At 36.2% G+C, this 9077-nt stretch carries 8 protein-coding genes; 1 reads left to right on the top strand and 7 read right to left on the bottom strand.

Features of this window, described 5'->3' with window-relative positions; genetic code table 11:
* Nucleotides 1-268: 268 nt before the first annotated feature.
* The 6 genes from HMPREF1639_RS00295 to nrdD all read right to left on the bottom strand — a co-directional run bounded on the left by HMPREF1639_RS00295 (nt 269) and on the right by nrdD (nt 6500).
* A complete protein-coding gene (locus tag HMPREF1639_RS00295) occupies nt 269-1117 on the bottom strand; it encodes a DegV family protein (protein ID WP_036762005.1) in 849 nt (282 codons plus the stop codon).
* 274 nt (nt 1118-1391) lie between these two features.
* Complete coding sequence (locus tag HMPREF1639_RS00290; protein WP_036762003.1) at nt 1392-2210, bottom strand: hypothetical protein; 819 nt, start codon at nt 2208-2210, stop codon at nt 1392-1394.
* Between the two features lie 5 nt (nt 2211-2215).
* A complete protein-coding gene (gene trmB, locus HMPREF1639_RS00285; RefSeq protein WP_036761998.1) occupies nt 2216-3049 on the bottom strand; it encodes a tRNA (guanosine(46)-N7)-methyltransferase TrmB in 834 nt (277 codons plus the stop codon).
* 209 nt (nt 3050-3258) lie between these two features.
* The gene (locus tag HMPREF1639_RS00280; RefSeq protein ID WP_036761989.1) at nt 3259-3576 is read right to left on the bottom strand and encodes a Fe-S cluster assembly protein HesB; all 318 of its coding nucleotides are present in this window, start codon (nt 3574-3576) and stop codon (nt 3259-3261) included.
* Between the two features lie 206 nt (nt 3577-3782).
* The gene (gene nrdG, locus HMPREF1639_RS00275; RefSeq protein ID WP_330371679.1) at nt 3783-4376 is read right to left on the bottom strand and encodes an anaerobic ribonucleoside-triphosphate reductase activating protein; all 594 of its coding nucleotides are present in this window, start codon (nt 4374-4376) and stop codon (nt 3783-3785) included.
* A gap of 3 nt (nt 4377-4379) precedes the next feature.
* Complete coding sequence (gene nrdD / locus HMPREF1639_RS00270) at nt 4380-6500, bottom strand: anaerobic ribonucleoside-triphosphate reductase (RefSeq protein WP_036761988.1); 2121 nt, start codon at nt 6498-6500, stop codon at nt 4380-4382.
* A 586-nt stretch (nt 6501-7086) separates the two neighbouring features.
* Between nrdD and HMPREF1639_RS00265 the strand changes: the two genes are divergently transcribed.
* On the top strand, nt 7087-7584 hold the full coding sequence (locus HMPREF1639_RS00265; RefSeq protein ID WP_036761987.1) for a prolyl-tRNA synthetase associated domain-containing protein: 498 nt from the start codon (nt 7087-7089) through the stop codon (nt 7582-7584).
* 201 nt (nt 7585-7785) lie between these two features.
* Here the strand turns inward: HMPREF1639_RS00265 and HMPREF1639_RS00260 are convergent, their stop codons facing one another.
* Complete coding sequence (locus tag HMPREF1639_RS00260; protein WP_036761984.1) at nt 7786-9060, bottom strand: methionine gamma-lyase family protein; 1275 nt, start codon at nt 9058-9060, stop codon at nt 7786-7788.
* Nucleotides 9061-9077 lie beyond the last annotated feature (17 nt).

Raw genomic sequence — 9077 nt, 5'->3', positions numbered from 1 at the left:
ATTTCGGATTTTATTCATCAACGCTAGTTGACAAAGAACCATAAAAAACTGGGAGGAAATTCTCCCAGTTTTTTATTTGTAGACTTTATTTGCATATTTTGCATATAGTTATACATATTTGCCTATATTTATTATATTAATTTTCCAAAATTGCAATATCAATTTGTACTCCTAGTACATAGTAATTATGGTGTCTCATTTTGTTTACAAAAATATATAGTCGTTATTAGCAAGCCTATATAGAATTCAACTAATTACGGTTAAAATTCTATTTCTTGAAAAATGCCAATCCTATTGTTCCTGGGCCAACATGGGTACCTATGGTAGAACCCATGACTGATACTGGTATACCTTCGATATCCTTGCCAAAGATATCAGGATAAGCCTGTTTGAATTTGTCTAGACCATTTGGATCATTACCAGAATATACCAACATAGAAGGCATATCCACATCATAATCATCAGCCAACCTTATTACATCGGCCATTTTTTCCATACCTTTTTTTATACCTCTGGCCTTGCCGATTACTTCAACCTCACCATTACTTAGTGTACAAAGAGGCTTGAGTGATAGGATAGACCCAGCGATTGCCTGGGCTGCAGATAATCTACCGCCCTTGTGCAGGTATTCTAGTGTATCTAGTAGGTAACAAATTTCTATTTTTTCTCGTTTTTCTTCCAATTTTTTAACTATTTCTTCAGGATTATCTATTGTTTTAGTAAGTTCAAGTGCATAGAGGACTAATATTTTTTCCCCTATGGTTGCACTCATACTATCTACAAGAAAGACCTTACCAGGAAATGCTTGGGCAGCCAATCTGGCACTTGAATATGTTCCAGACAACTTTGATGATATAGTGATAGCAATGGCCGTGTCACCATTTTCTACGATTTCTTCAAATGTTTCCTGGAATGTAAATGGTCCAACCTGGCTAGTTTTAGGAAGCTCACTGGATGCTTCCAATAATTCATAGAATTTTTGATTGTCTATATCTATACTATCTTTGTATTCTTTGTCTCCAAAGGTCACACTAAGAGGGCAGAAATACATGCCCAAAGATTTTGCTTCTTCATATGTGAAATCTGAAGCTGAATCTACTACTAATTTAATGCTCATTAAACATCCTCCTCATTATAACCATCCCTTAACCCAACTATAGAAGGGTAATTTTATTTATTTATGCGATCTTTGATTTCTTATTAACCTATATTATATCATGAAATAGATATGGGTGTCAGTATATCCTTACAAAAAACATAACTATTCCCTAAATATACATTTAAGGAATAGTTATATCTTGCTCACCTAATACCCTAATATATTAATTTATATATAGTCTAGCTGGGAATATAAAAAGGCTAAGTCTCGAGTTTTAATTTATCTTCAAGACTTAACCTATAAATATATACAGCAACTTTGATATAATCATTGTTACAAAGGCAAAAACCAAACCCACTGTCAAAAATGAAAAAATGCTGATTAGTAGCTTTAATAATATTACCTGGTATTTGATTCCCAAAATTATAAATATCAAGTTTATAAGGTATGTCAAAACTATAAACACAAATAGCCCCGACCTACTATTTAAAATATCTTCCTTGCTCAGGTCCATATGGCTAGTTATGGAATACATGATATATATAAAGATTGCATACCTAGGCCAACTATGCCCTATAAAGGGATTTAGATTATGGACAATTGACAGTACAATGCTAATATATATATTTAAGGAATCTCCTATACTATTTATATTGGACATATATGCCATATTTTTGTTAAATGTCTGGTATATCAAGGCAAATTCATCAGGTAATAGAAGGCGCATAAATAAGATCATGCTGGCAGTACCTACAATTATAGGAGCAATTCCTATGAAGAAATTACCCACCATTTGATAGGGGCTTGACCTGTCGCACCGGTGGTTTACATAGCCCATTACCCCATCAAACCGACTCTTGTAGGGCCTGAATAAGGAAAAATCTACTATTTCATGCCTAAAAATAAGGCAAAACAAGATATGGCTAAATTCATGGACTACTGTACCTATAAGACCTGTAACAAGCAGTCCATTTATACCAAAACACCTGTATATATAGCGGGCGTTTTTCTTGCCAAGGTAGCTAAATATACTTGCCAGAAGTGATAGGATTACTAGTATTTCTAGGCTGAGCACAAGGGCATTTAAAAGATAATCACCTATATCCTTCATATGAGCTACCTCCTATCAATTGCTTCTAGCCTATAGATAGGCATACCCAGTTCCATAAACCTCTCCTCGTACTCTGTAGTTATATTGGCGTCGAATTCGCTATTTGCCAGGTCAAGTGATATGTTTTTTAGCTGCCAGTCATTGCCAGACATCTCATTTAAGCTAAATTCAAATAGGTCCCTGTTGTCAGTTTTAAAATGAATCTCACCATGATTTAGCTTTTTTCTATATAATTCAAGGAAGTTTGAATGCGTCAATCTCCTCTTGGCAGTCCTCTTCTTAGGCCATGGGTCACAGAAGTTTACATATATCCTATTTAGTTCATTGTCTGCAAAGTATAGGTCAAATAACTCTACACTACCCCATAGGAATACAATATTGTCTAAGTCTAGCCTGTCTGCCTTTTCCACGGCCTTGACCAAGACCTCTTCTTTTATCTCTAGTGCTATATAATTGATATCCTTGTTGGCCTGGGCCATACCAGTCAAAAACTTGCCTCTGCCAGTACCGACTTCAAGGTGTATTGGATTATTATTGCCAAAAATATCTCTCCATTTGCCCCTATAATTTTCAATAAGATTATTATAGATTTCATTTTTTAGGAATAACCTATTATCAAATGGATTTAAATAATCACTGCTGACATCTTCCCTTGATATCAAAGTAGTTTGTATGTTTTTGTCGGCAACAGAACTTTCAAACGCAGTAGTATTGACATTACTAGCATCTGAAGGTGCAAGTAGGTCCCTTTCTAAGACCTGCTCAACTATTCCATTTATTATGTAATCCTTATACGACAGGAGCTTTTCATCTGCCCCCTTTACCCTACGTCTTCTCATATTTTTCCTCCTATAATCATAAAATTCTATTTTCAATTTATCTTACTAATAATAAAGTAAATCACCATATCTATATGATCTAGAACAATAAAAGTAAATATACTTTAATGCACTGATTAACTTATATTATAACATGGCTGACAGTTCTAGGCAAAAAAATACCGTAGACAAAAGCCTACGGTACCTATAAAACTTAAAAATTATATGGACTAGTGACAGCCTGAGCAACTTCCGCAGCTACTCTGCATATCCTTCATCTTTTCTGGTATAACTCTGAATCCGCTGTTCATATCCTGGATTACCATGTCACCGAATTCCTGGTATTCCTGAGAATCCATTATAAATTCGATATCATCAACTAGACAAGATACGTCGCTTTCCTTCTTTTCATCTAGGGCCAAGCCGAAAGATGGTCCAGAACAAGCAGCTCCAGCAAAATACATTCTAACTGATGTTGGTTGGTCAGCCTGTTCAGATATTATTTCCTTTAAAACGCTTATAGCCTGCTGTGGTGCATCTACTTTCATATTTTATACCTCACTTTTCATTATTTTAAATATTTATATTAGATATATATCCATTTCATCGTGGATATAATCAATAACTTATTTTGAAACCAAGTTTATTATAACATAAATAATATCATTTTGCATGTGTTTTTCGGTCTATATATTATTTCACATATGATAGACTCAAGAAATAAGGCTAAAAATTCGTTTTTTATGCATGAAGGTTATATTTTATGTCCTATTACTTTATTTGATTCTAATGAAGATTTAATATCGATCACCCTTTGATTTTCTGAACCTCTATACTTTAGCTTAATATTTCTCTTGTCTATTTCAAATCTACCATCTATCAAGACATCTGCTTGCTCTATTAATGCTAATTTATCTGAGTCTTCAATGGCTTTTTCAAATTGGTCACCTGTCCACATCCATATATCTTTGTCTGGGTAGTTTTCATTTATCTTTATTAATAAATTGAGTAGAGATTTGTCCATAGTTTGCTGAAGAGGTTCTCCTCCAAGTATGTTGACACCTACAACCATAGGGTTTGATACTAGATCTAAAAAGTAGTCCTCAGTTTGACTTGTCCAGTCCTTACCATAATTGAAGTCCTGTTGGTCTTTATTAAAGCATCCTTCACAATTGTGTCTACAGCCTGAAACAAAGAGGGTTACTCTTATTCCAGGTCCGTTTGTAACATCTAGTTTTCTTATCTTGCTATATTTCATTATTACCCCTCTATCCTTACATATGAATAAGATGGCAAGAGGAGAACCTATTGCCATCAAAAATCTTTTATATTTCTTTATTGGTATCAAAACTTATAGGTGTAGAACCCTATCCCCTATTTCTTGAGTTCTTCCTTTATTCCAGAAGTTAGTACCAATATAACCACAAGTACGTCTCATTACTTGCATTTCATCTCTATCTCTATTGCCGCAAGAAGGACAATACCATTCTAGGTTTTCATCCAACTGCATTTCACCTGTATAGCCACACTGGTAGCATACATCTGGCTTTGTATTGATTTCAGCGTACTGAATATTGTGGTAGATAAAGTTTATAACCTGTTCTACTGCTTCTAGGTTTCTAGTCATGTCAGGGACTTCAATGTATGATATGCATCCTCCTGTAGATATACTATGGAACTGCGATTCGAATTTAAGTTTGCTGAAGGCATCAATTTCTTCTAAAACATTTACATGGTAGGAGTTTGTATAGTATAGTTTGTCTGTTACACCTTCTATTTCTCCAAACCTAGCCTTGTCTATTCTACAGAACCTATATACAAGTGATTCAGCTGGAGTACCATATAGGCTGAAGCCTAGTCCTGTCTCATTTCTCCACCTGTCACAGGCATCCTTCATATGTCTCATTACATCTAGGGCGAACTTCTCTCCCTCAGGTGTAGTATGACTAACACCTAACATCGCATATACCATTTCATATATACCTACGTAGCCTAGCGAAAGAGTTGAGTAACCATCTTTTAGTAGTGAATCTATTTTTTGACCCTTTTTAAGCCTTGCTATTGCTCCGTGCTGCCAATGTATAGGAGATACATCTGAAAGTGTTCCTAGCAGCATTTCGTGTCTCCTAAGCAGGGCGTCCTTACATAGTTCTAGTCTCTGGTCTAATATATTCCAGAATTGTCCCATTTTACCACCGGAAATTATGGCTATCTGAGGAAGGTTTAGTGATACTACACCTTGATTAAATCTTCCATACCACTTGTGGTCTCCATTTTCGTCCAACCATGGAGATAGGTGGGACCTACAACCCATAGGTGGGAAGGTACATCCTTGATAGTTCATCTTCATAATCTTTGCACTCTGGTAGTCTGGTACTAGTCTCTTGGCAGTACATTCCGCCGCCAGCTTAGTTATATAGTCATACTTGCCTCCTTCAAGGCAGTTATTTTCATCCAACAAATAGACTAGCTTAGGAAAGGCCTCGCCCACATTCTGCCCCTTGTAGTTTTTCATACCTTCTAGTCTCTGTTTGATCATTTCTTCACATATAAGGGCCATTTCCTCTTCGTACTCGTTGCCATCTTCAATTTCAAGATATATAGTGGCAAACGGAGCCTGACCATTTGTAGTCATCAGTGTTGATAGCTGGTATCTAATAGTCTGGACACCATCCTTTAGGTCCTTTAGCATCATGTCATTGGCTAGGTCTAGCGCTAGTTCTTCATCTTTGTACTTGTCCAGGTAGAAATTGTAGAACTTGTCCTTAGTCCTTCTTAGATAAGGTGCTAGATGCTTGATAGTAATACTCTGACCGCCATACTGGTTGCTGGCAACCTGGGCCATAATCTGAGTAGTTACTGTACATGCAGTAGAAAATGATTTAGGAGTTTCTACCATTTTTTCGTTGATAACAGTACTATTATCTAGCATATCCTGTATATTTATTAGACAACAGTTAAATATAGGCTGTAGTGTATAGTCCATATCGTGCCAGTGGATGGCACCTTCATCGTGGGCCTGAACTATATGTGGTGGTATCAGCTTTCTTCTAGCTATGTCCTTTGACACCTCACCCGCAATCAAATCCCTCTGAGTGGAGCATATAACAGCATTCTTGTTTGAGTTTTCCATCATTAGGTCTTCGTTTGACTTTCTCATCAACTTAAGGATTGAGTCATCTGTAGTGTTTACCTGTCTTTTGAACTGTTGAACAGCCCTGTAACCCTCATAGGCCCTAGCTGTTTCACTATGATTATAATGGATTAGTCTATCGTATACAAAGCCTTCAATCTTGTAGATTGTAGGTGTCTCATCTAATTTTAAAAAATGATTTTCACAGTCTCTAGCAACGGCTTCTGCTATGTCGGGATGGTATAGACCACTACCGTTTTTCATTGCCTTTTCTATAGCTATCCTTATCTTTGATCGGTCAAAAGGAACAGTAGTTCCGTCTCTCTTAATTGCGTACATATAAATTCACTCACTTTCTTATCTAATCATCTATTCACTCAATATAATATCCAAAAATAAAAAGTATAATCATCTGTGGTAAAAATTCTAAATAAAGATATATTAAGGGTTACAAACAGATACAATATACTTAAAATGTTGCCAAACACTATATTGTGTAATATTCTATTTAATACAACATATAGACCAAATATTTTTTGTAAATACAATATGTTGTGTCTTCGATATATAGTATAAGGCATTTTAGAAAATAAAACAAGGGTTGATTTAAGGGAGAAAATGAAGCCAAAGTAGTCAAACTTAAGATAATAATGTTGCATCCGGTACCATAACTGTCATAACATATAACATTATACTTTTTGCACTTTATGCCACCAAGATTTATTAATTTATTAAGGTCAAAAAACTGCAAAAAATTTATGCTTTTGCTAAGCAAGCCTACTATATATAGTTTTAATTATCCTAAAAACACTTATTTTAGATACTAAATGTGGTAAATGGTTCCTTATTTGTGGTCTTGTGGTAATAAATTATTAGATATGCTATAATGCAATATATGAAATATATATTTAGATAGGAGGATACTATGGAAATTTTGGAAAATGAACAGCAGGTTTATGATAAATTAGACTCTTTGGGTATTGAATATAAGGTGATAGAACATGAACCACTATTTACTGCCGAAGATATGGACAAGATAGCTGATAGGGCTCCAGGCATCCAGTGCAAAAACCTATTTTTGAGAAATGCCAAGGGCAACAAGTACTACCTAATTACTGCAGAACACAATGCAAAGGTTGATATGGTAGATATAAGAGGTAAAATCGGTTCAACAAGACTATCTTTTGGTTCACCAGAAAGATTAATGAAGGTATTAAAATTGACACCGGGATCAGTCAACCCCTTCTCTCTTATAAATGATACTGGCAAGGAAGTCCAGTTCTTCTTAGACAAGAGTGTCATGACAGGAGAACAGTTAAACTTCCACCCAAATGTAAACCACAAGACAGTTAATATATCTCTTGATGGCTTGAAAAAGTACCTGGCTGCTATTGGAGTCGTGGTCAATCCTATTGAACTATAAAAGAGATTGTATTGGAATTGAAAAAGGAAATAGTGATATGTGCTTTATGCTAACCTAGATTAAAATTTGTAATACCATTTGCTTGACTCAGCAAAATCCAGACCTGCTTTGCAGTTGGGCTTTGTGGTCTTCGTCATCGAGTGGTATTACTTAATTTTATCTAATTGTTAGCAGTCAAGCACTATCATCTATTTCCTTATTTTATAAAATGTTCATTTGTTGCAAGGCCTTCAAAGAGCCCATTTTTGAGTGGTCGTATGTCATTCCTCCCTGGAAGTATACGTTGTAAGGTGGTCTAATCGGTCCGTCTGCACTTAATTCAATTGAAGAACCCTGGACAAAAGCACCGGCTGCCATGATTACCTGGTCGTCGTAGCCTGGCATATCCCATGGAACTGGTGTTAGGTAGGAGTCTACTGGGGCTGCTGCCTGGACACCTTCACAGAATTTTATCAGTTCATCTGCACTATGTAGCTGGACTATCTGGATTATGTCGCTTCTTTCTGCATCATAGGCTGGGTTTACCTTGTAGCCTAATTTTTCGTATAGTCTAGCACAGAAGATAGCCCCCATTATAGCCTGCGATACTACATATGGAGCTATAAATAGACCCTGAAGAATAGACCTTGTAGTTCCAAATGTTAGGCCACATTCCTTGCCTATACCTGGGCAAGTCAGTCTATATGATATCATCTCTACTATGTCTGCCCTACCCACTATATATCCTCCTGCCAGGGCTAAACCTCCACCAGGATTCTTAATTAGAGAGCCTGCCATTACATCGGCTCCAACATCAGTTGGCTCAAGTATATCTAGGAATTCTCCGTAGCAGTTATCTACCATTACAATCAGGTCGGGATTTACAGATTTTACTGCTTGTATGGCCTCTTTGATATCTCTAATGCTTAGTGATTTTCTCCAAGCATAGCCCTTGGACCTTTGGATCATGACTAGTTTTGTTTTTTCATTTATGGCTGCCTTGGCACCCTCTATATCTATATCACCATTTTCTAGAAAGTCTACCTGGCTATATGTCACACCGAATTCCTTTAGACATCCCTTCTCCTCCCTAATACCAATGACACCCTGTAGAGTGTCGTATGGGGCAGATGTAATTGATAGGATTTCATCTCCAGGCCTAACTATACCCTGTACAGTAAGAGACAAGGCATGGGTACCATTTACTATCTGGGGTCTTACAAGGGCATCCTCTGCATGGAATATTTTGGCATATATTTCTTCTACCTTTTCACGTCCTATATCGTTATAGCCATAGCCAGTAGTCCAGTTGAAGTGGTTGTCACTAAGGTTTACTTCCTGCATTGCATTTAGGACCTTTAGCTGGTTGTATTCTCTGATTTCCTTTAATTTATCAAATTGCTCTTGTATTTCTTGGTCTACCTCTTTGGATAGGTTAAATATTTTCTTGTCTATACCATACTTATTGAGTAATAATTCTTCGGTTTCTTTTAGCATTATATCTATCTCCTTTT

The sequence above is a fragment of the Peptostreptococcus sp. MV1 genome (assembly GCF_000758885.1).
Taxonomy (GTDB): Bacteria; Bacillota; Clostridia; order Peptostreptococcales; family Peptostreptococcaceae; genus Peptostreptococcus.
The sequence above is the reverse complement of the archived record's forward strand: the minus strand, read 5'-3'. Positions and strand labels throughout refer to the sequence as shown.

Bases quoted from the DNA above. Each gene is read 5' to 3' on its own strand.
- HMPREF1639_RS00260 (WP_036761984.1), bottom strand. From the start codon at position 9,060: ATGCTAAAAGAAACCGAAGAATTATTACTCAATAAGTATGGTATAGAC.
- HMPREF1639_RS00265 (WP_036761987.1), top strand. From the start codon at position 7,087: ATGGAAATTTTGGAAAATGAACAGCAGGTTTATGATAAATTAGACTCT.
- HMPREF1639_RS00290 (WP_036762003.1), bottom strand. From the start codon at position 2,210: ATGAAGGATATAGGTGATTATCTTTTAAATGCCCTTGTGCTCAGCCTA.
- nrdD (WP_036761988.1), bottom strand. From the start codon at position 6,500: ATGTACGCAATTAAGAGAGACGGAACTACTGTTCCTTTTGACCGATCA.
- HMPREF1639_RS00280 (WP_036761989.1), bottom strand. From the start codon at position 3,576: ATGAAAGTAGATGCACCACAGCAGGCTATAAGCGTTTTAAAGGAAATA.
- trmB (WP_036761998.1), bottom strand. From the start codon at position 3,049: ATGAGAAGACGTAGGGTAAAGGGGGCAGATGAAAAGCTCCTGTCGTAT.
- HMPREF1639_RS00295 (WP_036762005.1), bottom strand. From the start codon at position 1,117: ATGAGCATTAAATTAGTAGTAGATTCAGCTTCAGATTTCACATATGAA.